The sequence below is a fragment of the Microcoleus sp. Pol7_A1 genome, from assembly GCF_036701085.1.
In the GTDB taxonomy this organism is placed as follows: domain Bacteria; phylum Cyanobacteriota; class Cyanobacteriia; order Cyanobacteriales; family Microcoleaceae; genus Microcoleus; species Microcoleus asticus.
Map to the genome: position 1 here is coordinate 65173 of NZ_JAUBQD010000026.1, position 25634 is coordinate 90806.

General features: G+C 45.8%; 26 protein-coding genes and 2 riboswitches. Of the genes, 11 read left to right on the forward strand and 15 right to left on the reverse strand.

Going from position 1 to position 25634, the window contains the following annotated elements; translation table 11 throughout:
* The first annotated feature begins 64 nt into the window (after window positions 1-64).
* Window positions 65-430, forward strand: coding sequence for a DUF433 domain-containing protein (locus QUA20_RS16305; protein ID WP_333189896.1), 366 nt, complete (start codon window positions 65-67; stop codon window positions 428-430).
* Entirely contained in the window at window positions 414-764 is a 351-nt protein-coding gene (locus QUA20_RS16310; RefSeq protein ID WP_333189897.1) for a DUF5615 family PIN-like protein, read from the forward strand. The genes QUA20_RS16305 and QUA20_RS16310 overlap by 17 nt, the downstream gene beginning before the upstream one ends.
* A 29-nt stretch (window positions 765-793) precedes the next feature.
* Here the strand turns inward: QUA20_RS16310 and QUA20_RS16315 are convergent, their stop codons facing one another.
* The 8 genes from QUA20_RS16315 to QUA20_RS16350 form a co-directional block, all read right to left on the reverse strand.
* The gene (locus QUA20_RS16315) at window positions 794-1642 is read right to left on the reverse strand and encodes an ABC transporter ATP-binding protein (RefSeq protein WP_333189899.1); all 849 of its coding nucleotides are present in this window, start codon (window positions 1640-1642) and stop codon (window positions 794-796) included.
* Window positions 1643-1746: 104 nt separating this feature from the next.
* The gene (locus QUA20_RS16320) at window positions 1747-2613 is read right to left on the reverse strand and encodes a methyltransferase domain-containing protein (RefSeq protein WP_333189900.1); all 867 of its coding nucleotides are present in this window, start codon (window positions 2611-2613) and stop codon (window positions 1747-1749) included.
* Between the two features lie 19 nt (window positions 2614-2632).
* Window positions 2633-3073, reverse strand: a complete 441-nt coding sequence (locus tag QUA20_RS16325) for a hypothetical protein (protein ID WP_333189901.1) — start codon at window positions 3071-3073, stop codon at window positions 2633-2635.
* 156 nt (window positions 3074-3229) lie between these two features.
* A riboswitch (cobalamin riboswitch) is annotated at window positions 3230-3374 on the reverse strand.
* A 38-nt stretch (window positions 3375-3412) separates the two neighbouring features.
* A complete protein-coding gene (locus QUA20_RS16330; protein WP_333189904.1) occupies window positions 3413-3991 on the reverse strand; it encodes a Uma2 family endonuclease in 579 nt (192 codons plus the stop codon).
* 204 nt (window positions 3992-4195) lie between these two features.
* Window positions 4196-5608: an ABC transporter substrate-binding protein gene (locus QUA20_RS16335; protein ID WP_333189905.1), complete on the reverse strand. Its 1413-nt coding sequence runs from the start codon at window positions 5606-5608 to the stop codon at window positions 4196-4198.
* 298 nt (window positions 5609-5906) lie between these two features.
* Entirely contained in the window at window positions 5907-6707 is an 801-nt protein-coding gene (gene cbiQ, locus QUA20_RS16340) for a cobalt ECF transporter T component CbiQ (RefSeq protein ID WP_333189906.1), read from the reverse strand.
* A gap of 8 nt (window positions 6708-6715) precedes the next feature.
* The gene (locus QUA20_RS16345) at window positions 6716-7036 is read right to left on the reverse strand and encodes an energy-coupling factor ABC transporter substrate-binding protein (RefSeq protein WP_333189908.1); all 321 of its coding nucleotides are present in this window, start codon (window positions 7034-7036) and stop codon (window positions 6716-6718) included.
* Window positions 7037-7039: 3 nt separating this feature from the next.
* Window positions 7040-7759 carry an energy-coupling factor ABC transporter permease gene (locus tag QUA20_RS16350; RefSeq protein WP_333189938.1) on the reverse strand — a complete coding sequence of 240 codons (720 nt, stop codon included), beginning with the start codon at window positions 7757-7759 and terminating at the stop codon, window positions 7040-7042.
* A gap of 61 nt (window positions 7760-7820) precedes the next feature.
* A riboswitch (cobalamin riboswitch) is annotated at window positions 7821-7967 on the reverse strand.
* Between the two features lie 174 nt (window positions 7968-8141).
* Between QUA20_RS16350 and QUA20_RS16355 the strand changes: the two genes are divergently transcribed.
* Together QUA20_RS16355 and QUA20_RS16360 are read left to right on the forward strand one after the other, a co-directional pair.
* Entirely contained in the window at window positions 8142-8819 is a 678-nt protein-coding gene (locus QUA20_RS16355; RefSeq protein WP_333189909.1) for a Uma2 family endonuclease, read from the forward strand.
* 242 nt (window positions 8820-9061) lie between these two features.
* Window positions 9062-10642, forward strand: coding sequence for an FAD-dependent oxidoreductase (locus QUA20_RS16360; protein WP_333189911.1), 1581 nt, complete (start codon window positions 9062-9064; stop codon window positions 10640-10642).
* A 285-nt stretch (window positions 10643-10927) separates the two neighbouring features.
* On the opposite strand, the gene QUA20_RS16365 is transcribed toward QUA20_RS16360, so the two are convergent.
* The 3 genes from QUA20_RS16365 to QUA20_RS16375 form a co-directional block, all read right to left on the reverse strand.
* On the reverse strand, window positions 10928-11212 hold the full coding sequence (locus QUA20_RS16365; protein WP_333189912.1) for a DUF2834 domain-containing protein: 285 nt from the start codon (window positions 11210-11212) through the stop codon (window positions 10928-10930).
* Window positions 11213-11317: 105 nt separating this feature from the next.
* Window positions 11318-13450 (reverse strand): pentapeptide repeat-containing protein, encoded by a 2133-nt coding sequence (locus tag QUA20_RS16370; RefSeq protein WP_333189914.1) that lies wholly within the window; start codon window positions 13448-13450, stop codon window positions 11318-11320.
* A gap of 15 nt (window positions 13451-13465) precedes the next feature.
* Complete coding sequence (locus tag QUA20_RS16375) at window positions 13466-13792, reverse strand: hypothetical protein (protein ID WP_333189916.1); 327 nt, start codon at window positions 13790-13792, stop codon at window positions 13466-13468.
* Window positions 13793-13961: 169 nt separating this feature from the next.
* On the opposite strand from QUA20_RS16375, the gene QUA20_RS16380 reads away from it, so the two are divergent.
* Window positions 13962-14411, forward strand: coding sequence for a hypothetical protein (locus QUA20_RS16380; protein WP_333189918.1), 450 nt, complete (start codon window positions 13962-13964; stop codon window positions 14409-14411).
* 102 nt (window positions 14412-14513) lie between these two features.
* Here QUA20_RS16380 and QUA20_RS16385 read toward each other — a convergent pair whose 3' ends face one another.
* From QUA20_RS16385 to folK, 4 genes are all read right to left on the reverse strand, one after another.
* Window positions 14514-15203 (reverse strand): Uma2 family endonuclease, encoded by a 690-nt coding sequence (locus QUA20_RS16385; RefSeq protein WP_333189919.1) that lies wholly within the window; start codon window positions 15201-15203, stop codon window positions 14514-14516.
* Window positions 15204-15274: 71 nt separating this feature from the next.
* Window positions 15275-16726: an FAD-binding domain-containing protein gene (locus QUA20_RS16390; RefSeq protein WP_333189921.1), complete on the reverse strand. Its 1452-nt coding sequence runs from the start codon at window positions 16724-16726 to the stop codon at window positions 15275-15277.
* Between the two features lie 141 nt (window positions 16727-16867).
* Window positions 16868-17416: an NUDIX hydrolase gene (locus tag QUA20_RS16395; protein ID WP_172186119.1), complete on the reverse strand. Its 549-nt coding sequence runs from the start codon at window positions 17414-17416 to the stop codon at window positions 16868-16870.
* 181 nt (window positions 17417-17597) lie between these two features.
* Window positions 17598-18086: a 2-amino-4-hydroxy-6-hydroxymethyldihydropteridine diphosphokinase gene (gene folK, locus QUA20_RS16400; protein ID WP_333189923.1), complete on the reverse strand. Its 489-nt coding sequence runs from the start codon at window positions 18084-18086 to the stop codon at window positions 17598-17600.
* On the opposite strand from folK, the gene QUA20_RS16405 reads away from it, so the two are divergent.
* The 6 genes from QUA20_RS16405 to QUA20_RS16430 all read left to right on the forward strand — a co-directional run.
* Window positions 18074-18223 (forward strand): hypothetical protein, encoded by a 150-nt coding sequence (locus tag QUA20_RS16405; RefSeq protein ID WP_333189926.1) that lies wholly within the window; start codon window positions 18074-18076, stop codon window positions 18221-18223. The genes folK and QUA20_RS16405 overlap by 13 nt on opposite strands.
* Before the next feature lie 115 nt (window positions 18224-18338).
* Window positions 18339-18806, forward strand: a complete 468-nt coding sequence (locus tag QUA20_RS16410; RefSeq protein ID WP_333189928.1) for a hypothetical protein — start codon at window positions 18339-18341, stop codon at window positions 18804-18806.
* A gap of 218 nt (window positions 18807-19024) precedes the next feature.
* The gene (locus QUA20_RS16415) at window positions 19025-21376 is read left to right on the forward strand and encodes a PhoX family phosphatase (RefSeq protein ID WP_333189929.1); all 2352 of its coding nucleotides are present in this window, start codon (window positions 19025-19027) and stop codon (window positions 21374-21376) included.
* A 505-nt stretch (window positions 21377-21881) separates the two neighbouring features.
* Entirely contained in the window at window positions 21882-23669 is a 1788-nt protein-coding gene (locus QUA20_RS16420) for an NHLP bacteriocin system secretion protein (protein WP_333189930.1), read from the forward strand.
* A gap of 142 nt (window positions 23670-23811) precedes the next feature.
* Entirely contained in the window at window positions 23812-24966 is a 1155-nt protein-coding gene (locus tag QUA20_RS16425) for a cysteine peptidase family C39 domain-containing protein (protein ID WP_333189932.1), read from the forward strand.
* Window positions 24967-25005: 39 nt separating this feature from the next.
* A partial coding sequence (locus tag QUA20_RS16430; RefSeq protein ID WP_333189934.1) for a winged helix-turn-helix domain-containing protein occupies window positions 25006-25634 on the forward strand: 629 nt, incomplete at its 3' end.

Below are 25634 nucleotides of genomic sequence, written 5' to 3' on the forward strand. Positions count from 1 at the left end.
CGGGTTTTGGTTATAATGCAGACAAGTAATGATCGATCGACACAACTATTCTGAGAATAGACTTATGAGCCCTCAAATCGAATTTAAGGTTGCTGCCCCACCGTTTCGTTGGGATGAAGCTGGTGGTATCCGCATTGGTGATAGCCGCGTTACCCTCGATAGCTTGTTAGCGGCATACCATCATGGTTCTACACCTGAAGAAATTGCGGTTCAGTATTCTGTTCTCCATTTAGAGGAAATATACGCAGCGATCGCTTACTATCTCAGCCACCGTCAGGAAATAGATAACTACTTAGATCGACGTTGCCAGAAAGCTCAACAACAGCACAGTCAATTTGTGCAGCAGTATAACTTAGCTAATCTCAGGCAGCGCTTGAGCGATCGTGATCGGACTCCAAGAGAATTCACAGCCAATGCGTCTATTAACTGATGAGAACTTCAACGGTTCGATATTACGAGGCTTAATCAGACGCTTACCAGGCTTAGACGTTGTTCGCATTCAGGATGTAGGTTTAATCCACGCAGACGATCCCACTATCTTAGAATGGGCAGCCGATGAGGGGCGCATTTTACTTACCCATGATGTGGCGACAATTACCGACTACGCCTATGAACGAATTCAAAACGGGTTGCCCATGCCCGGAGTTGTTGAAGTTATTGCAACGGCTTCGATCGGGCAGGTCATTGATGACTTGTATTTATTAGTTTGTTGCAGTCAGCCCGACGAATATGAAGGCCAGATTCTTTTCATTCCCTTTCCTTAATTCCTACACCATAAATTGTCTAAATCCCGTTAAAGCAGCCGGCGTGCTTGTAAAATCTGTTGTTGCCACAGCTCTAAATTCTGTATATTTGAGCTACCATCTCTTTCAAAAATTGCCCTTATTTGCTCCATAAGCTCGATCGCCAGCGGTACGCCAAGCTGCAATTGCTCCAAAACCTCCCGTTGAGCAAAAACAGTTTCCGGTGTTCCTTCTAAAATCAGTTGTCCTCGATCCATTACAAACACCCAATCAGCCCAGCGGTAGATGAAATCGAGGTCGTGACTTGCTAAAAGGATCGTGGTTCCGGCGTTGTGAATTTGTTGCAGTAAACCGATCAGTTGTCGGGTGTGACGCGGGTCGAGATAGGCGGTAGGTTCATCTAACAGCAGCAGTTTCGGCTTGAGAACCATGATATCGGCGATCGACACCCGCTTTTTCTGCCCCAAACTGAGATTGTGAATTGGTTCGCGGGCGAGTTCGCTGAGATCGAATTGGTCGATCGCCTGCTGTACCTGTTGAGCAATTTCGGATTCTGTCAAGCCTAAATTGTACAATCCATAGGAAATATCTTCTTCTACCGTCGAAGCTACTAATTGATGTTCGGGATTTTGAAAGACGAGTCCGATTTGTTGGCGCAGTTGCATCAAAGATTTGCGATCGTAGCAAAACGGTTCGCCTTCCCAGCGAATGATTCCCTGTTGCGGTTGATACAAGCCATTTGCTAACAGAAAAAAGGTAGTTTTGCCGCAGCCGTTTTGACCGATCAGCCCGCAGCGTTTCCCGGCGGGGACTTTGAGGTTTAAATCATGAATTGCCGATCGCGAACCGCAGGGATAGGAGTAGGAAGTGCGATCGAATTCGAGAATCCATTGAGACATATTTGTTATTTGTTATAGCCTTCCCGGATCTGCCTGGGAATAAATACCCGGAGGCAGAGCCTCCAATTACGGATTACCGATTACCAATTACCATTGTATTTGTGTCAGCCTTCATCTGATTTTGACAACTGCCAAAGTTGAAGTTCATAACATAGATGTTGCTCAAAAAGTTGGCTCGCCTCCAATCCTTCAACCACCAGCTTCTTGAACCAGCGACGAAATATCCAGCGCAGGAATTTGTGGATCGGCGGAACTGCGATCGCAATTAAATCTGCAACATAGATCATCGTATTCAGTCCATACCTGCGGAAAGTATCGACATACAAATCGATTGTCGGCAAAATATGGGCGGAAATATCCTCAGTTTTTACTAAAGTGAATCCAGCCTGCTTTAATGCTGAATGAAGTTCCGTAACAACATGACAATTAGAGAACATTCCCTCTGTATAGTGAGGATCAGAGCGCATCATATCGGCAAGCAGCACGTAGCCACCGTGATTGAGGATTTTGGCGGCACCGTTAGCAATATCAACAGCCGACATATACTGGCTACTTTCGCTAAAGAGAATAAGATCGTAGAAATGGGTTGCTTTGAAGTCTTCAAACCTGGTGAGGTGGAAGATTGCCCGATCGCCCGTACACTTAACAAAGCGCTGTTGTTGGAACGGATCGGGTGCGAGTCCTTCCACTGCAAAACCTCGATCGAGCAAATAAGCCGCATTTCCGCCAATCCCGCAGCCCACATCCAGTATTGTATGAGTGCCTTTGGGGATCGCATCCAACAGTTTTACAGTATAAGCTTGCTGAGCGATGCGCAATCGGGCGATCGTTAGTTCCTCAGCGGGCACAGGTAGGGTTTCCCAATAGCCGTAGTGAAGGTAGGGCGAATCTGTCAGGCCCAAATAGTAATTAAGCGCTGCATTTTGGTAGCGAGTTACCTTAGAAATTTCGATTGATTTTGGCTGCGACATTCGGAAAATTTAGTAAGTTTTAGGATTTCGGGCAGAGTTGAAATTCTTCCCAGCGCTTGCATACCTGTTCATAGCACTCCACAGGAGAAATTGCCAAGTTTTGCAACAAATTGATATCAATCTGACCGTTAGCGATCGACAAAAATATAATTGCTTCCTTTGGCTCGTAGCTAGCAATGATAGAGAGCAGATTTGAAACAGTGTTTTCCTCTAGTTCTACTTCTTGCAAATAAGCATTTGCATACAATTGGGAAATAAATTGCAAATCGTACTTAATAGTATCTACGCTCCAATTCACAGAACCGTTAATGGGAGTATTGATTTTGCAAGCAACCAAGCCTCGTCCTCGATGCAAAAAGCCATTCCAAGCAGTATGTCCGATCGCCAAAATATTCTGGTGAATAAACAAATTTTGCCAGTAGCCAAAACTACCCTGCCAAACACTATCTTCAATTCGCATTTCTTTTCCCTTAAAATAAGATACGCTTCAGAACACACATCGAATTACATCAGCGTTCATCTGTGTTTATCTGCTGATATCTGCGGTTAAAAAATCTCAATCCAATAATTAAAAAAATAATAAACTCACCATCATCCATACCTCGCAGATGAAAAACAACAGGTAAACAAATCGGCGGGCATCCTGACTCAGAGATGCAATAATCTCATTACAGTTGCGGGACAGCGCCGGATTCGCACCGAACTTTCCCCCTTGCGTCTGATGGCTGTTCTCCATCCGAGCCGATCGATATACGGGAATATTACCACTATTTGGGATATTTGACAAAAAACCGTCCGCCTATTCACCAAACTCAATATTTTCATACAAATCGGCCAGCGAAATTTCCACAGCAACAGATGTTAAACTGAGCCGATCGCCCATACAGCTATATTCCGAAAAAATCCACTTATTCGCATCAGTTTTAGAATATTGCTCCACCCGTAGCCGATATTGGTCGATTAATAAATACTCCTGAAAACTAGGAATACTGCGATAAGCAGCAAACTTTTCATCACGGTCATAAGCTTTAGTACCTTTAGACAGCACCTCAGCAATCAGCAGAGGATTGGTAATTGTATCCGTCCGTCCAGATTGCAGCTCGATCGGTTTCGCAACCACCATCACATCCGGGTAAGTATAATTATTAAGCTGGGGAATCCACAGCCGCTGATCCGAACTAAAAGTCCGATATGGTTTCCCTTTTAACGCCAGTTTCAGCGCAACAACTAAATTAGTGGTAATTTCATTGTGATCCGGTGTGCCGCCAGCCATCAGAACAATCTCCCCATTGATAAATTCATGCCGCTCCTGAGAATTGATTTCCAATTCTAGATATTCCTCAGCCGTGTAGGTTTTGGTTTCAACTGGCGCGATCATACACAACGCTCTCCTTTAATCTACTCATTTCATTTTATCTTAAAAATTTGGCTTCACCAGAAAAGTATATTTTAATCATGCTAAGAAACAGGCAAAATGCCTGTTCCACAAAGAGGGAATTTTATTGTGGGGCGGACAAGATGCCCACCCCTGAAAGGCTGATTGAGAATGTGCAAGATGTGAGTGCGATCGCACTTAACAAACTTATCGCAGCGGGACAAAGTTATAGCCAGTGCTTCCTCCTTGTTTAACTTGCACTAAAATCGGCTTACCCGCCCGATCGCCCGTGGGCAAAAACTTCACATCCTCGCTGGCTCCTAGTGTTGAAAAACTCGCATTTCGCAGTGCTTGTTGCAATCCTTCCCGCGTATTGCTTTGCCGCAAACCAGCGATGACAGCTTGAGTCGCATCAAAACTCGTTGCTGTTCGCCAATTCACAATTCCTCCCCAACGCTGGCGGGAATTTTCTGGGAAACGGCTACCGGGATTAGTTTCAGGATGCCAGGGAACGGGCAATACTAAGCCGTTAACGTCGCTTTGTCCGTCTTTTAATGTTTGAATGGTGTACATTGTGGTGCTGCCGTAGAGTGGCAATTTGCCTCGATTAATGCGAGCCAGAGAAATCGCACGGTCAATGCGATCGACGTGGGGTGCTACCATCAATCCTTGTGCACCTTTGCTGACAGCATCGGCGATCGCACTTTCGGGATTAAAAGAAGGGATTGAAAAGTCGCAAACAGTCGGAACTAATTTGCCTCCAGCAGCAGTAAGAGATGCAACAAATTCATCTTTGAATGATATGTTATCGGGTGCCTGGGAGTCGTAACAAATGGCAATATTAGTTTTGCCTGCTGTTTTGACTGCATGTTCTGCTAAAGGAGCTGCCATTAAGCTAATATTGGGTACTGTCCGAAATATGTAGCTGCCAAATCCTGATAGATTATTGGCAAAGCTCGTCGGTGTCACCATTACCAGTTTTTCTTGCTGATATATCGGAGCAGCTTCGAGAGATGCGTTGCTAGCATTGTGTCCAATTACTGCTAGTATATTCTGATCTTTTGTCAATGTCTTTGCAACTTCTCTGACCACTTCTGGACTGTTGTTATCGTTGACTATTTCTACTTGGAGTTCTGCGCCGTTGATGCCACCGCTAGTATTAATTTCATCCTGAGCTTGGGCAACACCTCGAAGGATTTCTTGGGCGACATTGGGGTTGCTACCAATGGGGACGCTGACAGCAATTTTTAAGGAAGAACCATTGCTGGCTCGGGCATTATTGAAATAGATCGTGGTTTCCGGGTCGTTGCGATTTTGTTGCAGCGATTTCTGAAAATATTCGGCGGCAGATTGGTAATTTCCATCAGCAAAAGCTTGAACTCCTGCTTGTTTTGCTGCTGTTGTTTGGGATGTCACCAATATCCGATTTCCTAAACTGATGCGATTTGCGATCGCTCCCGATGCGCTCGTTTCCGGTGTAGATGTAGATGTAGGTGTATTTGAAGTTTTGGCATTCAATAAACCGGGAAGAAACTTGTATGCGCCAAACCCTATTAAGCCGATGGCAATAATAAAAACAATGGGCGGTGGGGTGTTTTTTTTGTTAGTATCTTGATACATGATTTTTTCTCTGTATTTTGATACTCTAATTATTCATTCAATTACTGTTCACGTCAATTCATATAATTCATTAATTAAGTTCATAAAAGTCATATTGGTAATAGCTGTTGCAGGAAGTGCGATCGCCCTTATTCAAATCTAGCCCGCTAAACTAACGATAATACGAGAATTATCAACAATAGGACTTACCCACCGGCGATCGGAAACTGGGTTTTCTACTGAATCTGCGATGCTCTAACGAAGTATTTTCGTAAAAAACCCGGTTTCTGGGCCCCCATGCTAAGTCCCAAGAATAAATTTAGCGTTGAAATACTGCGCTTAAAATGGTTAAAACCGTGCAACCAAACACGGCTTCCAATGTATATCTTCGCGAAGGTTTATAAGGGGAAGAATGCCAAACGCGCAGTTGTCCATTAAAGCCGCGCGACGCTAAACTCAAGGAAACTTGACGGTAGTTTTCCAAAGTTCGCTGAAGCAATTGCCCGATTAAAATGCCTAAACTACGCATTCCCAGTTTCCATGTGCGATAGCCGCAACGGGAGTTTTGTGCTATCCACAGTTCATCGGCGATCGCCAATAAGCTAAAAATAAACCGATACATTAGTAATAGCAGTTCTGTGACTAACTCTGGACAGCGTAATTGTCTGAGAATTTGCAAGGTTTCGGTAAATGGAACCGTCAAGAGGACGAAATACATACAGCTTGTCGATGCGAAGGCGCGGGCAAATAGCAGGCTCACTTGATATATTCCGGTGCGGCTCACATACAGATAAAAAGTGCCGATGCTAATGCCCCAACCTTGCCAGATATCCCACTGAATTGCGGGGATACGATCGCCCGCAACCGCACTCATAGCCAAAGCAGGCAAACTTGTCAGCAAAAACATCAACGGTAGCGACAGCAACCGCAAATACAGTCCCCCCGGAATACCCGCATAGATGACGATCCAGACGGCCAACCAAAGGGCGATCGACAATTGGACGATCGTCCCAGAAACTAGAGACAGAATTAACAGGGCGATCGCAAAGGATAATTTGTGGATTGGCGGCAACCCGCGCAAGCGATTTGTATAAGCCAGACTGTCAATCTGATGGTTCATTCTGACGGCTATTCATCATCAGATTTTTGTCGCTGCGATCGCCCCTTATACAGCCCAATGACGTACCCAACTACGCCAGCCCCGATTGCCGCTTGAGACGCAAACAATAGACTTGAAATTTCTCCGCTAGCCGGCTCAAACAAGTGATTAAACCAAGGTTTATAATCCGGTTGAATTTCCGTAATTGCTTTCTTAGCTTGGTCATCGGCACCGCCATATTCACCTCGCACAAAAACGAGAGGAAACGCTGCCAAAAACATCACCGCGCCAGCCAACAGCCAATTTTGCCGCGAAATGGATTGGTGATTTTTTGTAGGTTTTTGATTCACTGCTTATGACTCCTGTCTCAATAATTTCAAAGTTTCCAACTCCGGCTTCCCGTAAGAATGCAGCCAATTCCACACTAATACAGTCAGCAATCCCTCACTAATAGCCAGGGGTACTTGAGTGATAGCAAAGATGCCAGCAAACTTGATAAACGAAGCCATAAAACCGCCGCTTGCTGCGGGAAAAGCTAATGCTAATTGAATCGAAGTCGTCACATAAGTCAGCAAATCTGCCAAAGCCGCCGCACAAAAAATTGCCGCCCGCTGGCTACCAGTTCGCAACAGCAATTGATAGATAAAATAGGCAGCGAAAGGGCCGACAATCGCCATCGAAAACATATTCGCTCCCAGCGTTGTCAACCCACCATGCGCTAACAGTAACGTTTGAAAAAGCAGCACTAAAGCACCGAGTACCGCCATCACCGAAGGGCCGAACAAAATTGCACCCAAACCCGTACCCGTGGGGTGAGAACAACTGCCCGTTACCGAGGGAATTTTTAAAGCAGAAAGTACAAAAGTAAACGCACCGGCTAAAGCTAGCAATAGTTTAAGTTCTGGGTGTTCTTTTGTAATGCGAGTAATTGAGCGCAAACCTACTGCAAAAAAAGGCAACGCCACCATCCACCAAAATGCCGCCCATTGCACCGGTAAAAAACCTTCCGAAATGTGCATAGCTGCGGCGGGCGTTGCCGAGGCCAGGACAATATAACAACTCAAGCCAGCCATCAATCCCAAGCTGACCCATTTCCGATTTCTGGTCTTCACGCTGAACCTCGCAGATGAGACAATGTAAATTAACACATCGGCGGGCATCCTGACTCAGAAAGCGACATCACTTTCATTACAGTTGCGGGACAGCGCCGGACTTGCACCGAACTTTCCCCGTTTCCTCTAATGGCTGCTCCCCATTAGAACCGAATCGTTAGCCTTAGTATAGTCGATCGCGTAAGTCTCAGCAAATCTTTTACAAAAATTACTTCAGATTAACTAAGTCAAAATTACCTATCATCTTCTCTTCTCTTCCTTCGCGTCTTGGCGGTTCGTTCAATAAATACTATTGCCAAACAAATCAACGGTATAATATTAGTGAGTTTTGAGGAAAGCCGCAATGTTACAGTACAACTTGCCGAGGAACTTGCCCTCCGCCGATGAACTACCAGACTCAGATGAAACACCTGTGGATAACGAACTGCAAGAACTAATACCGGGATTGCTAAAAGCAATCTTGCTGATACTTTGGTCAGAGCGCATGGATTGGTTTTTTGGAATAGATATGGGTATCTATTATCACCCTGATAAACCTGCCATTGTGCCAGATGCTTTCTTGAGTTTAGGTGTAGAAAGGTTTTATGATGAAGAATTGCGTCCCAGTTACGTGCTGTGGGATGAAAATGTTTTGCCGACTTTTGTGCTGGAAGTAGTTTCCCCAACTTATCGCAAGGAATACAGCACAAAGTTGGAGGAATATCAAGCTTTAGGCGTACTTTATTACGTCATTTATTCTTCCCGCCGTCGCCGTAAACCCCGTTTGGAAGTACATAAGTTAGTCAATGGGAAGTATGAATTACAGCCAGGACATCCAGTTTGGATGCCAGAAATTGGTTTGGGGATTGGTTGTGAAAGGGGAAATTATTCTGGGGTGACAAGAGAGTGGTTGTATTGGTATGATGCCGATGGCAAACGCTATCTGACTCCTGAAGAACAGGTTAAAGAATCAGCCCAGCGCGCCGATCGACTAGCTCAGCGATTGCGGGAGTTGGGGATAGATCCTGATAATCTGACCTGATGGCAATCAAGAGCACCAGACTGACGGACTCTGGACGCTTAAAAACCGGGTTTTTAAACCGAGATCGATCGTCCTCAACGGAGGATTTTCTGGAAAAAACCCGGTTTCTGCGTCCAGAAATGTGTGAATATTTATCGCAAAAATCAGGAAAGATCGAGCTAGATTTGGGAAAAACAGAGAGTTGGACGGCAAACATTGAGATCCAGCTCGAAAAGATGAAAATCAGGAGAGGTTATTAAATAATGGTCATGGATCTGCGTTCTTACGATGTCATTTGTTTTGGTGATGAAGTTCCAGGAGTTCTAGCTGTTATCTCTGCCTCCAGAGAATATCTTCGCCGAACAAAGCGTTATCCGCGAATTCTACTGATGTCGAAAGCAAGCTTGCAAGAAGGAATTGGCGGACATTTGGTAAGAGGCGGTCTTGCTTATTTAGATAGAAGTCAGATTAGTGAAGAACTTCAACAATCTTTAAAGTTAGATATCTTTGGTTCACCGGCGACAATCTATAAAGAATTCTTACAAAAATCCGGCGTTAAGGCAATTGCACTTGACCCCCGCAAAGCCAGTGCAGCGCTGAAAGAAATGCTGGTACAAGCTGGGGCAGATCTCCTCAGCAAAGTAGAAATTAAATCAGTCACTAAAGCAGGCCAAAAAATTGCCAGTATAACCACCTCTCAAGGCGTAGTTTATGCCGGCAAGCAATTTATTGATGCCACTGTCAATGCCGAATTAGCTCAAGCTGCTGGTGTGAGAAAGTTGAAGGGATTTGAAACATTTGGTCTGCCTAATTCAGAACTTCCAGTCACCCTCGTTTTTGAAACTCAAGGACTCAGTGCAAGAGCACTGAAAGAATTCGATTATATTTATCTAAAACGCTTTACCAACCTGGCCGATGCAGAGAGTCAAAAATTTTTGCTGTACGCTGCCGACAAGGATGCCAAACTAGCAGAAGAACTCCGGCGGGAAATGAGGGACACTAAAGGCAATCTCAAAACTCTGTGGGCGGGTAACGATTACATCGATGTTCGCTCGCCTGCTCTGTCTGTAGCTTACCACTCCTTTAGAGGAAGAAAACTATCTTTTTCTGAAACTGGCATAATTTTAGATGAAGGAAATATAGCAATACTTCCCAATGAAAGACTTTCGTGGAATGCACTTTTATTCGCAGTCACCGCCAGCGAAGCGGAAGCCTTAGCTAGAAGCGGGAGCAAACCCACGGCTAATATGCAAAGAGAGATGTTATTTATTACAACTTGGCTGAAGAGTTTGGGCGCTACTTCTGTTACTTATGCCTCAGAGCTTTATATCAGACACGCGGGCAATGTGACGGGAGTTGTAGAACCTTTAACTGGCGCACAAATGCTGTTAGGTGGCGTACCTGCTAATGAAGCGCTGGCAACATTTAGCTATCATTTTGATGTACGCGGAGGCATCCAGGGTATTCGCGACAAAGCAAATGGTCTAGGATGGTTTAAAAGTCTGAGTTTTCAACACCCTATCTTTAATGTTGGCATCCGCCACGCATTAATTAAAAACGTTCCTAACCTGGCAGTGGTCAGTCCCTGTTCTGGATTTGAAGGGTTTGCCTGTTCTGTCGGCAGAATTGTGGAATTCAACGCCGCAGTTGGTCAAGGTGTTGGTATCGCTGCGGTTAATGCCATTCTAAATAACAAAAATCTAGCCGATGTATCTAACCGAGAAGTGAGACAAGTTCTCGCTGAAACAGGCCAGTTACCTAAAATTTTTGGAACTCCAAATAATGGTGATGCAATGCTATTGGCGCAATTCGAGACTCTTGCCAGTTCGGATGCTATTGCGTAATATCAATTTCAATAAACAATAAAATAGTAGGTTTTGCCCGCCGGGGAACGAAACTCAACACAACAGTTTTTAGCAAGAAATGAGTAAAATTGCTATTAATATTATGTCCCCTAAAACGACAACAATCACGTTGGTTTGTAATGACGAATTTAATCCCGATCAAATTCTGAGGACTTCCGTCGTCACTACAAACCTATAACGGTGATTTTACCGGAAATTGTACAATACCTCGATCGCCTGCACTGAATTATTGTGCTGCGCGGCACTAACCTGTTAAACAACTTTTCAACTTGAGACTTCGCTTGATTTTTCCAGCTTGCTTTCCCGCACAAACAAGAAAAGCGGGAAAGCACATGAAAACGAAACAAGCACACCCAGAAGTACGTACACCCCTACAAAACTTATATCCAATCGTTTTGACTCAGCGTACATCCAAGTGCTTCCTGCTACAGTTGCGATCGACAAATCTAAACTTACCGATTTCGCAGCAAGATTAGCCGAACTCTCGTTTACAAAGTCAAGCAAGCCAGCATTGCTAAAAAACGGCAAGTTATAGTACCCAGGCAGCACAAGCCCCAGAATTTATAGGATGAGATAAATGATTCGCTTAACGCTCATAATTACCCGACCTGTTCTTCGATCGACTGTATTACCCTACTCGCTAACAACCAATCCTTACTTCTTCTGCGGGCACTTCGGATGAATCCCCCCCTGCAAACAAATGTAAGCAATTTGACTTTTATCTAAATTCTTAGCCTCAGCAAAATCAACTCCTAGGAATCGACCCGATTTACTCCCGGTCGGACTTTGAATAAATTGCTCCGAAGCTGCCTTCCCCAGAAACACAGCGCCTTTAAAATTCGCTCCCGCTAAATTCGCGCCCCTAAAATCAACCGAACTCACCTCCGCATTCCGAAAATTCGCATCTTGCAACCGAGCATCTCTTAAATTCACGTTGGCGAGTTTAGTCGAACTCAAATCGGCATTTTGTAAGTTCGCGCCACTCAAATCAGCACCGGACAAATCAGCACCTTGCCATTCCGATTTAGACAAGTTTGTCAAGGACAACTGAGCGCCTTGAGCCTTCACTTTGCCCAAACGTGCACCTGACAAATCCGCTCCAGACAAATTCGCGCTTCCTATATCTGCACCAGTAAAAATTGCATTTTTTAACTGTGCTTGCTGCAAATTTGCTCCAATTAAAATAGCACTGCTGAAATTAGCTGAGTTCAAATTGCCACTTGACAAATTAGCTTTGTTCAGGACAGCGCGCACAAAAGTAGTCCGGTTCATTACAGCACTGTTCAAAGACGCCCCGGTCAAATTTACTCCTTCCAAATTAGCGCCGCTCAAGTCAGAAACCCAATCGTCAAATGTAGCCGGACGCCTGTCTTCGCCTGTGCCGTAAAAGCGAGATCCCTGAAAACTGGCATTGGTTAAATTGGTATTTCTCAACTTAATTCCCGACAAGTCAACTTTGTTTAAAACTAAAGTAAACTGAGACGGGCCTGCGGGACTTTGAGCTAAATCCGTGCGGCTCAGATCCGCGCCGTTGAGCTGGCTGCTATACACTGTGAGAATTTTGCCGATCGCCCTTTGTACTGTTCGCTGGCGGGCCGCCGCTAACTCGCGTTCTGGGGCCTTGCCGCCAAAGCGCAGGGAATCGAGGTCGTTGCTGAGGGCCTGGTTCAACCGCTGCAAGTCAGGCAAAGCTTTCGGCCCGCTACTGACTAAAGCTTGCTGGATCGCGTCCAGCATGGCGCGGTTGTCTTCTTGAGCCAGCAAATCCGCTAGCAGGGGTACGGCGCGGGAGTCTTCCACCGCCCCCAAAGCCAAAATTGCCGATCGCCTGCCCGATGCCCCGCTAGCCGATGTGGGAGACAATTTGCTGACTAAAGCTACAAATAATTCGTCGTTCCGCTGCCGCGAATCCCGCATATTTGCTTGACTTTGAGTGTAGATGAGAGTGCCGACAAACAAAGTTAAAATCAATCCGGCGCTGCCGATGGTAACTATCACTAAAGTTGTGCCTGGGTGTTGGCGCATCCAATTCCACAAACTGGCATTTGCTTTCAGGCCAGTTTGCGGAGTCACAACCAAAGCCGCAATCTGCGCGTCTTCCTCAGTCCAATCTGGACTATTGACAGGATTGGCAGACAGTTCATTCGATCGAGCGTTGACGACCAAAGTATTCGCGAGGCGATCGTGTCCCGCTTGCCGTTTGTAACGCCACGCAACCGCGCCGTCTGCGAGCACTGCCAAGCTGCTCAGCCCCCCTAAAATCAGCAAATCTGGAAACGCACCCGTCAAGCGCCAAATGCCGTAAGCGACGCCCAGAGGCACTCCCCAGCGCCCTAAAGTTTCGCGAATTAGCACTTGCCCAAAACCCGGAGGAGTACCCGACGCTGTGACAACTTTGACGCCGAACCAGCGTTTGGGGAGAGTTTGACCGGTTCTGGCGAGCAAAAACAGTTGCCACCCCGCTAAAACTGCCGGTGCCAGCAGCGCCCCCGACCAGAATAGATTAGTTAGGGGTGCGACTCTGGGGTTGCGATCGCGCACCGGTATGCCCAAAGTACGGGCGACTGTTTCGGATGCTGCTGCTACTGAGGGATTGAGCGGCACACTTTGAGATTCCTGGTTGACCAATGCCCCGATACTGAAGGGAACGAGGGCGCTGGCCGCAATTAACGAAATTTCCACGGCCCAAGCGCCGCACCTGCGAACCAGCAGTGGCATTTGCTTGGATTGTCTTTGCCAAGACGGATCGGGTTGATTGATGCCGCTGGGCGCGGTGGGGCTAGCCATATTTAGAAATTCCTATTATTTGTCGTTAGTATTTGAGGACTGGGGGGAAATTGCCAATTTATACGCTATGTAGATTAGCACTCCGAGAACGGCAAGAGTCATCAGCGCTGAAATTAGCTGTACGACGCTATTGAAGACTGTCAGGACAATTATCGCTCCGACGGCAAAGGCTGCCACCTGCCCGGGTTTGGGGAGTCTTTGAAACTTATCCAGTAATTGATTGTATAAGGTTCCGAGGGCTTGATAGCTGTCAGAATTTTGTGCGATCAGTGGCGATCGCTCTAGTTTAGCTTTTAGTTCTCCGAGCGCTTGCTGCCAATTGAAGTTATTTTGAGAGTTCATAAAAAAAAACTTGGACTTAGTTTAGCTGTACGTCAATCATTTTAGGGCGGTCACATTAAGAAGAGTCACAGTAGCGTGTTCGGAACCCCTAATTATCCTCTACTGTCAAAGAAGAAGTAGAACCTTCCGCCATTGTCTTCGGATAAATTTCGGATAAATAAGGATAAAAATGAAGATATGCTATCCCTGCGATCGCGGCAAACTGTGGTTTAGCCCGATCGTGACCCTAGCCTTGGCAATGATTTTAGCGGATGCCGGTGCCCTTCGGAGCCAACCGCTACAAATTGCTCCGGGATTTCCCGAACCGCTGGGAGTTTCTGGAGTTTCCGGCGGCCCGAACAATAGCGGCGACTGCGGTTTTGTGTCCCAAGCACCGAACCACGTCATCGAAGTAACGCAGGATTTGCCTTACTGGCGGATTGCAGTACAAACCGCTGGAGCTCCGAGTTTGATGATTCAGGGGCCGAGGGGGCGTTTCTGCGTCCTGCCGGCGAATTCTGCTGCGGGGAATGTAGAATTTTCCGGTTATGGGGACAAGGGGACTTATGTTATTTTTGTGGGCGATCGATCTCAAGGTCAACACCCTTACTCTCTTTCTATTTCCCAAAAGCGAAATTAACCATACAACCAGATTAGGACGCTTGCTGTGAGAAAATGGCTTTTTTGCGATCGTCAAGAAGCGTGCTTTTTAACAGCAAGTGCGTTAACTAGGGATTTCCTATCAATTTTGTATTTGGTTTTTAACCCACTGGCGAAACAATCTGAGAGTTTGACTCGTGCCCGCTGTTTGGCTTTGTTCGCAATATTGAGAAATAGCTTCAATAATTGGCAGATTGGGAAAGGTAGGACTAATTTCAGCTTCAACATATTTCCCATCTTGAAGCACATTAATCTGAAGCTTTTTATTTTCATAGCGCCATATTTCAGGTACTCCCAAAGCTTCGCAAGCATCGAGTTGAGTTTGGGAAGTTATATCGACTTCAATTGCTAAGTCAGGCGGCGGATCGACAGTTAAATCGATCCGCTTTTTACCAATCATTAAAGCATAATTCTGAATGTAAAAGCAGTTGTCAGGTTCAATTCCTTGTAACATACTTTTTCGCTTGAAAGTCGTCGAACCAAAACATTCTCGATCAATTTCAAGTTCTTCGAGTAATATTTTCACCATATCGCCAATGATTTCCTTATTGAATTCATGTTCTGGTAGTGGCATCCTAATCTCCAAAGTTCCTTGACTGTAAGCTATTCTAGAGCCACGGTGTTCTCCCAACTCTTCTAAAATTGCTTCAAATTCCTGCCAGTTGACATCATTGAACAGCACTCTATGTCCTGGGGGTACACTGATTTGCCTTAATTGCACCGTTACCATTTCAACCTCCGATTTATTTAAGTTTATTATAACTGATACCATCTTTTAAGTTGATTGTGTACAGCACCCCCTCAACTTAATTTACTGGTAACTCTCGCCAAAAATCGAGCTGTCTAATCTGCGTTTTTTTGCTGCTTGTAAAGTTCCTTAAACTTGCGCTGCTGCTCGTTGTGGTCTACGATTGGAGAGGGATAAGGAAGAAGTCGGCGTTCTAAAGGCGAAAGATTTCCTGTTAGCAAAAGTTTAGTATCAACTCGGCGCAATTCTGGAACCCAGTGCCGAATATATTCCCCTTCCGGGTCAAATTTTTGAGCTTGACTGGCGGGATTGAATATTCGCAAAGGTTTCGAGTCCATACCGCTGGATGCGCTCCACTGCCAGCCGCCGTTGTTAGCAGAAAGGTCGCCGTCTATCAATTTTTGCATGAAGTATTTTTCACCCCACTGCCAGTTAATAATTAAATCTTTGGTGAGGAAGCTAGCGACTATCATGCGGCAGCGATTGTGCATCCAACCTGTCTGATTTAACTGCCGCATTGCCGCGTCAATAATAGGATAGCCAGTTTTGCCCCGACACCAAGCTTGAAAAAGCTTTTCATCGTTCTCCCACGGAAAGTCTTTGAATGCTGGACGGTAGGGGCCGTCTGCTAGTTCTGGGAAGTTATACATGGCGTGTTGGTAAAATTCCCGCCACGCTATTTCCTGTTGCCAAGTCCCGATGCTTGTGCACGCTTCTTCGCTGCGGCAAGTTTCCATTACTATCTGGGTAGCTTGCCAAACCGTGCGGATGCCAATTGCACCAAATTTGAGGGCGGCGCTGAGTTGGGATGTGCCGTTAGTTGCGGGGAAATTGCGCTGTTCTTGATATTCGTAAATTGCGATCTCGCAAAATTCTTCTAATTTTTTTTTCGCTGCATCTTCTCCAGGTTCTATGACTAATGGGTTTTCCCAAATAAATCCTAAACTAGAGGCAGTTGGCAGTGTTTCAATTGCACCTGCTTGGTGAGCGATTTCTTGTTCTTCTGCGGTTAATCCGGTCATTAATTCCAGATAAGTTATTGGCAGTGTCTCTACTGGTTGGGCTTTGGGTTTACTGTTCCATTTTTTCCAAAATGGTGTATAAACTGTGTAGGGAGTCCCTGTACCGCTGCGAATTTCATCTGGGGCGTGCAGGACTTGATCCCAAAAATTTTGAACTTGAATTCCTGCTTGTTGGAGGGCGCTTGATACGGAACGATCGCGCTGTTTTGCGTAGGGTTCGACATCCCAGTTCCAAAATACTGCTTTGGCATTTATCGCTGTTGCTAATTTCGGTATTCCTAGACTCGGGTCATCTTGAATTATCAGTAATTGGCTGCCTGCTTCGCTGTAACGCTGCTGAAGTTTTTGCAAGCAGCCCATCATGTAGGTGACTCTGGCTGGCGCTACGTCATCCGGATTTAGGATATTGCGATCGAGACAAAAAATCCCGACAACTTTAGGGCTTTGCTGGCGCGCTGCTGCTAGTCCGATGTTGTCAGAAATACGCAAGTCGCGGCGGTGCCAAAATAAAATTAGATCGGACATTCGATTTTAGATTTTAGATTTTAGATTTTAGATTTTACAGTCCCGGACACACGCGGGGTCAAAAACCCGGTTTCTAAGTTAAGATTTATCGGTTTGATGCACGATTATTATAAGAAACCGGGTTTTTTTCGTCAGTCCTATTTAAGTCAAAAATGGACGCGCCAAGAAAAAACTAGAAATCGATTTTGCATCAATTGGTTCCCCAGCTAAAATAGCTTTTTCTAATTCTTCAGGGGTAAATAGAACTGTTTCCATGTCTTCATCATCGTCATGTGCTGGTGGCTTTTCCAGTTTTTCCAAATCTTGGGCTAAAAAAGCATAAATGATTTCGTCGGAATAACCGGGGGCGAGAAAAAATTGCCCTAAGTTCTGCCATTTTCCCGCGCGATATCCGGTTTCTTCTTCGATTTCGCGTTTAATAGTTTCGGCGGGATTTTCATTAATTTCTACCGTACCAGCGGGAAATTCTAAAATTCGCCCTTTTGTGGCAAAGCGGTATTGTCGCACCAAGACGAGTTTACCTTCGGGTGTGACGGGAACTGCAAGTGCTCCGCCCGGGTGGCGAATACATTCCCACTCGCCTTCGGAACCGTTGGGAAGGCGGAGGGTGGCTACGTCAAAGTTAAATTTCCGCCCTTGGTAAAATAGGCGCTGTTTGAGGAGTTGGGGTAGTTCTTGACCGATCGACATAAGCAAGAAGCGAATAATGTTAGAGAGCACTGATTTAAGACATCATAGGCGATCTCATAGGATTTTAGATTTTAGATTTTAGATTTTAGATTGGGAATGACTGATAACTATCACTTTTTCGAGCTTACCTACGGTTGCATTTTTTGGAAAACTGGTACGATCCCTGAACTGTGCTAAATTTTTACAGTGGTAATTTTTGCACTCCGGAACACTCTGCGGTTTGCAGGAGTTGGGCGATCGCACTTTTCGTCACCGGATGCACCCAATCCGGGGCAATTTCTGCTAAAGGTACTAATACAAAAGCTCTTTCGGTCATCCGGGGATGAGGTAGAGTCAGTGTCGGAGTTTCTAGGATTAAATTGTTGTACAGCAGCAAATCTAGGTCGAGGGTTCTCGGCCCCCATTTTTCTCGGCGAATTCGATTAAATTTTCTCTCAATTTCTAATAAATTTGCTAGCAATTGTTCGGGTTCTAGTGCAACTTCTAGGATTGCACAGCCGTTGATGTAATCGGGTTGCGGCGGCCCGACGGGGGCAGTTTGATACCAGCTTGAATGGGATTTTACTGCGATTTCTGGGGTGTTATTGAGGGTTACGATCGCGCTTTTGAGTGTGGCGAGGGAGTCGCCTAAATTGCTACCGAGGGCGATCGCGCATTTTGTTAATTTCATTGAAGGAAGAAGGAAGAAGGAAGAAGGAAGAAGGAAGAAGGAAGAAAGAAGAGGTAAGAAGGAAGAGAGAAGAGGGAAGAAGGAAGAGGGGAGAGGGAAGAAGGAAGAATAAAGAAGGGTTTAGTTATCTAGCCTAGAAGCCTTATTTTCGGCAAAATCTGATTATACAAAATATTATTTTAATCCTAGCTTAATTTGAGGTTAATTTTTATTGATTATGATTGACAGATGTCAGCATTTAGTTAAAAAATAATGAGTTTGCACCGACGCTTATTTTCAGCCTGGATTTTGGCAACGGTCATTTTTACCGCAAGTATATCAGTATCTTTAGCAGAAACTAAGGAAAGCTATCTTACCCTAGAGTCGAACGGCAGTCAATCTTTTGCGAGTTTAATGCAGCAGGCGGAAGATTTAGCCAAAGAGTCGATCGCCCGCGAGTTTCAAGAAAATCCGGCATTAACAGAAGTTACAATCATCATTACAGCCGATCGCAGCCGACAAAGAGTTCCGGTTTTGCGATCGAGAGTATCCCGCCGCGACTGGCACAAAGATGCGAGAATCGAACAGTGGACTAGATATTTTGCCGATGCTCAATTGCTGCTGGGATTCAGAGACCGCAATACTTCGCCCGCAAATTCTGGGTTTTCGCAAGTGATTAACGTACCTGCGCCCAGCCGATCGGCATCCCGACAAAACGATCCGGGTTTTCGAGATGATTGAAATAGTGGTAATCGGGCAGGGGGCATGGGGCATTGGTAACAAACAACAAACAACCAATAACCGCTAAAAAATAACCCCTAAGAAATCTATTTAACTTATTATTAACCCAAATAAAATGTGCTTTTAATTAACCTTCAGGTTAACTCCCCTTAATTTAACAGTGATAAAGTGGCATACGGAATCATTTGATTAGGGATGTTGGGTTGAATAAGGAATTTATGTCTAAAATAACTCGCCGACAACTGTTAATTTTCTTCGGTAGCAGTGCAGCTACCACTGTGCTTGCCCCTCAACTAACTAAAACATTATTCGGCATCAATTCCACCTCGGCAGAAGCTGTTGTCAGGCCGCTATCTTTCACTCCGTTAAGACTTCCTCACCCGCTGCCAGTTTATCAAGAATTGTCCAGCTTCATACCGACGGGCCTAAACGGACAGGGCACCGTGATGGCGGCCTCCCAGAATACTAAATTAACCAGCTACAGCGTTGTTGACGATGTGGTTGTGCCGCCGGAATACGAACGGTACGTGATTCTCCGCTGGGGCGATCGAGTTTTCCCCGATCCGGCAGACTATTTCGGCTACAACAACGACTATACCGGCTTCGTAGGTCTTGGTGGCAGCATTGACGACGGTTATCTCTGGGTTAACCACGAGTACGTATCCTTCCCGATGTCAACACTGGCACCGGAAGCGCCGACAGATGTGGCATCATTTCCAGCAACGGATCGCGCCGTCCTCGGTATAGACTTATCGGTAAAAAATCGGGCTACCCTCGGCGAATTTCTGTACAATCTCGGTGGTTCGATCGTCCGCATTACCAAACAAGCTGATGGACGCTTTGGGGCGATCGCCCGCGACTCCCTCAACCGCCGTATCCACGGACTTTCCGGCCTCGCAATCAACAGCCAGCGTACCGACAAATACAAAGATGTGACTTCCTGGGGAACCAGACAAGGCGACAATAACTATCTCACGGGCACAGGCCCTGCAGCCACCCAAGTCTTCGCGCAAGTCAACAGCGACGGACTCGGAAACCGCATCATCGGCACAGCCTACAACTGTTCCGGCGGCACAACCCCTTGGGGCACAATCCTCTCCGCCGAAGAAAATTTCCAGGGTAGCGAACTATTCTTCGTCGGAGTTCAAGAAAACATCAAACCCAACGGCGGCCAAACCGGCTACGCCAAGGGCACTACGGGTGAGGAATTCGGCTTAGTCGGCGAAAAATACGGCTGGATGGTAGAAGTCGATCCCCAAGATCCGAATTTCCGCCCCCGGAAGCACACTTCTTTGGGTCGCTTTCGCCACGAAAACGTCGCGATTCGCGCCGAAGCAGGTCGCAAATTAGTAGTGTACATGGGGGACGATCGGCGCGGCGGACACACCTGGAAATTTGTCAGCAACGGCACTGTCACAAATCCCGCAGATAAAACCAACAGCCGGTTATTTGAAGACGGCGTTTTGTACGTCGCCCAATACAACCGCAACGGTGCCGGAAGGTGGCTGCTACTAACATTAAATACCCAAACCAATCCGGTGAGTCCCCAAAAAGTGGGCGAGGCCGAATTGGCAAGTTTTGGCAAAGCTCAAAGAGATGCAAATACTCGCTTGCCCAAACGCGCCGGAATTGCAGGTCAAACCGAAGACGGCGGTTCTTTTGTAGTAGATACAACCAATGAAGCAACAGCACTTACCGGCTACAAAAATAAAACTCTTGCTAATTTTTATAGCAGCCAAGGTGCGGTTTTAGTTGATGCTTTTTTAGCTGCTAATTTGATTGGTGGCACCCCGACGGCGCGGCCGGAAGATTTGGAAATCAATCCTACTACTAAGGAAGTTTTTATTGCTTATACTGACGGCGCACCGGGAAGCGACGGCTATCCAGATTCTCGCATTTTTACTGTTGCTAAATACACTGCCGGACTCAATAGCACCCAGCAGTCAGGAGGACTTTACAAAATAATTGAAGACAGTCCCGACGGTGGGGGTTTGACGTTCCGCTGGCAGCGTTTGGCCCAAGGTGGAGAAGCGGGTTCAGTCTCTGGCGCGGGATTTGCTAGTGTAGACAATTTGGATTTTGACACTCAAGGCAATATTTGGGGCGTCACTGATATGTCTACTAGCACGCACAACGGTTTTGATGTCGGTGCGGCGGCGAAACAAGCGACGATCGACCACAAGAAGACTGGAAATGTGTCAGAGTTTACTGGTGTTTTCGGCAACAATTGGCTGTTTTACATTCCGACTTCCGGCCCGAATGCGGGAACAGTAATTCCGTTTGCTTACGGCCCGAATCGGTGCGAAATGACGGGACCGACTTTTGTGGGGGATACGCTGTTGCTTTCGGTGCAGCATCCTGGGGAAGATTGCCCGATCGATGATGGTACTGTTCTCAGTCGGCAAATTGAAATGTTGGATTTAAACGGTGCTGTTTTTAATCAAACTCGCAGTGTTTCTCGCGGCAGTTTGTGGCCGAGCAATATTGAGAACGATCGGCGCCGATCGCCGATGCCGTCGGTGATTGGAATTCGCCGCGTGCGATCGACCGGAACGGGTCAGTTTGTTTAAAGCGCGGATTTCGCAGTTTGAACTGTCACAAGAATCATCTTCCTGATGGGTTTGCCCTGTTGGGGAATTAAAAAAGCGCAATTATCTGACTTGAACTCAGATAATTGCTATTTTTTTGAGAATGATGATGCGATCGATATAGCTTCTAGAAGGCTGAACTTTAAATTTTATCGATGTACTCGGGGCGATCGAAGGTTGTACAGCTTGTAGTTGCGGGCGATACCTAGCCGAAAGTTCGGGTCATTCCCCCGTCTGAAAGCTTGCTGTAACCTGGTTTTTTTATTAGCAGAAAACTCTACTGCTGGTTAGGGTCTTGCCGGAGTTAATTGTCGTACAGTGATTTTACAGGCAAGCTGCAAACAGGAGTGAGAACATTCAAGTAATTGCACGGAAGCTTTGAACGTTTGTTGGGAAATTGTTTGGGTCTCAATTGACTTGCAAGGAATTTCCCCTTCAAATACACCCCTGCTTACAGCCGCGATTGCACTCTCGAAAGGAATAGCTGATGCAGGTAAAACAAAACAAACTTTTCACTACTGAAGCGATCGATCGCTTATCTTCACCGGAACGCCTCGACCAAATGATGCAGGTGGTTAGTCCTCGATCGTGGCTGCCACTAACTGCAATTGGCTGTTTAGTTGCTGCTGCGGGGGTTGGGAGTGCGATCGGGCGAATTCCGCTGACTGTTTCCGGTCAAGGCGTGTTGCTTCTGCCCCGCCGAGTCGTGCAATTTCAAGCTGCTAGTTCCGGTCAATTGGTAAAGCTAAATATCAAGCCCGGAGATGTTGTCAAACGGGGTCAGGAAATCGGTAGAATTGATAAACTAGACCTCAAGCAGCAGCTAGAGCAAGAAAAAGCGAAATTAGCTGAACTGCAAGGGCAAAAACAAGATACTAATAAGCTGCAAAAACAGCAGATTGCCCTGGAATTAAAAACCTTAGAACAGCAGCAAAAAGACCTTCAAGAAAGCTTGAATAGGGAGTCAGTTGCACCGATCCTGCACCAGCAAAGTATGGCTGCATTAGAGCAAAAACGCCAAAGTTTGGAAGAAAGTTTACGCCGCGAACAAATTGCGCCGGTACTGCGGCAGCAAACTCTGACAGCATTAGCAGAAAAACGCCAAAGTTTGGAAGAAAGTTTGCGGCGGGAACAAGTTGCACCGATATTGCGGCAGCAAACTCTGGCCGCGATCGCCAAAAAACGGGACAGTCTTTTGCAGCGAAAGCAGCACATCACTTCTTTGGTGGAAACTTTACAGCAGCGGTTTGAAACTCGCCGCGTTCTTTACGAACAAGAGAGGGCGATTAGCGAGGATGTAATGCTGCAAGCGAGACAGGAATTCGCGGACTCTCAGACGCAACTGGCGGATATTGAAACGCAGTTAAAGGAACTCGACGTTCAGAAAACTAATAGCGATCGCGAATTTCTGCAAAATCTCAATAAAATTGATGACCTCAAAAACAGCCGGCAGCAACTCAAGGTAGAAGCTACCAATACCGAACGAGAGTACCTGCAAAATCTCAACCGCCTTAACGAAATTAAAAACAATCTTCAAGAACTTAAAGTTCAGAAAAGTAACACTGAACGGGAGTACCTGCAAAACCTGAACAAAATTGACGAAATCAAAACTAAGATTAAAGACATGGGAACCCAAGCGGTCAAACTAGCTCAACAAGATTTAGAGAAGTCGATCGCCCAAACAAATCAAATTCAGGAAGTTAAACGCAAGATTGCCCACTTGCAGAATCAGTTGACCGCCGACAGCAAAATTACCAGCCAATACGACGGCCGCGTTTTAGAAGTTAGCGCCGTTGCAGGTCAAATGCTGAACATCGGCACAAGGATCGGGACAGTTGAATCTCAAAATGCTCGCGAAAAAATGGTCAGTCTTGTCTATTTTGCTGACAGAGACGGCAAGCAAATTAAACCTGGAATGACTGTACAAGTTACCCCTAGCGTCGTCAAGCGAGAGCGCTACGGCGGCATTGTAGGCAAAATAACGCAAGTTTCTCCTTTTCCGGTTACTAATCAAGATATGTCGGCAATTATCGGCAATGAAAATTTGGCTGACAGCATCTCGAAAAACATAGCTGGTGGCGGTGCTCCCGTGCAAGTTTTTGTGGAATTGCAGGAAGATCCGAACACTATCAGCGGTTACAAATGGTCTTCCTCGAACGGGCCTCCTCTCAAGATTTCCCCCGGTACTACTGCGCTAGTTCGGGTTCAAATCGGGCAGTTAGCGCCGATTTCTTACGTGATTCCTATTTTTAGGTCTTTGACAGGAGTTTACTAACAACAGGACTGACGCATGGGTAGTCAGAAACCGGGTTTTTTACCTAATCTGCTCGCCCTCACGAAGTATTTTCGTAAAAAACCCGGTTTCTATGCCCCGGTGCGTAAGTCTTGTTCATTTACTAATTACCCCTTAATAAACAATGAAAATTCCCTGGATTGACAAGTTTTTTACGCCGCGCAAATTAAGGCGAGTTCGCACTCCCACCCTGCTGCAAATGGAAGCAGTAGAATGCGGTGCTGCTGCTTTAGGAATTATTTTGAGTTACTCCGAACACCCGGTACCTTTAGCCGAATTGCGGAGCGAGTGCGGCGTTTCTCGCGATGGCAGTAAAGCTTCTAATATCCTTAAAGCAGCCAGAATTTACGGCTTAGATGCTAAAGGGTTTAAAAAAACTGTCGAAGAATTGAAAACTGTACCGCCGTCTTTTATTGTTTTTTGGAATTTCAATCACTTTTTGGTGGTTGAGGGTATCAAGAAAAAGCGCGTTTACCTCAACGACCCCGCCTCGGGGCCGAGGACTGTTTCTCTAGAAGAATTTAAGTCTGCTTACACTGGCGTTGTTTTGACTTTTGAGCCTGGGCCGGAGTTTAAAAAGGGCGGAAAAAAACCGAGTATTGCCAGTGCTTTAGATTCCAGATTGCAAAGTTCCCGCTGGGCGATCGCATTTTGTTTAATTGCTGGTTTATTACTGACTGTTCCCCGTTTGGCTGGCGCGGCATTTACCCAAATTTTTGTAGATGAAATTCTCGTAGAAAACCGTCACGAGTGGCTGCGACCTTTAATACTGGGAATGCTGTTTGCGGCGGCCGTCCAAGGGCTGCTAGCGCGGATGCGGCTTTTCTATTTGCGGCGGCTGGCAAACAAGCTTTCTATTTCGATGTCGGGACAGTTTCTCTGGCATACTTTGCGCTTGCCTGTGGGATTTTACGCCCAGCGGTTTGCAGGTGAAATTAGCAGCCGCTGCCAAGTTAATGACAAGGTTGCTGAAATTTTATCGGGGAAACTTGCTGCAACTGTAATCGACGCGGTGATGATGATTTTCTATGCGATAATTATGGTTATGTACGACTGGGTACTGACGAGTGTTGCCGCTGTTTTTGCAGCCTTAAACTTTTTGGCACTGCAATCTTTATCCCGCAGCCGCGTCGATGCTAACACCAGACTAGCTCAGGAAACAGGTAAGGTTGGCGGTGCTGCAATTGCAGGCATTCAATCTATAGAAACTGTCAAAGCTAGCGGTTTAGAATTCGATTTATTTTCTAAGTTTGCCGGGTACTATAGCAATCCTAAATGATTTATGAGATAATAGCCAAAATCACTACATAATTTATCTATGTTAGAAGAATTAACGGAATTTATCCAATCTAATCCCGATCCCCGCGAGTTGAAACGAGCAATTACCGTCTCTATGCAGCTTAAAGGATATAAGCATCGAGAGATTCAGGAAAGTTTATCAGTGAGTTCTGGCTTTATTAGTAAATGGACTCAGATATTTACCATGCAAGGTCTATCTGCTCTCAAGCTGGCTTATAAGGGTTCTGTGGGATATTTAAAATCTGAGGAACGGGCTGCCATCATTGATTGGCTACAAAAAAAGAATTATTGGAATTTAGGAGAACTAAAAGCTTATATAGAAGAGCGGTATCAGATAGTTTTTAGTTCTCAGCAGAGCTACTATGAGATTTTTGACGCTGCTGGCTTAAGCTGGAAAAAATCTCAAAAACGTAATCCTAAAACAGCTCCTGAACTGGTCAAAAAAAAAACCAAAGAATTGACCCAATGGCTAGAAGCTCATCGTAATGAAATCGAATTAGGTGAATTGGTAGTTTTTTTTCAGGATGAATGCCATCTTCTTTGGGGAGATATTTGTGGCTATGTTTGGGGGAAGAAGAATGAAAGAGTAGAAGTGCCAATAGTTAATGAGAAAGAGCGACAGACTTACTTTGGCGCAGTAAATATTGC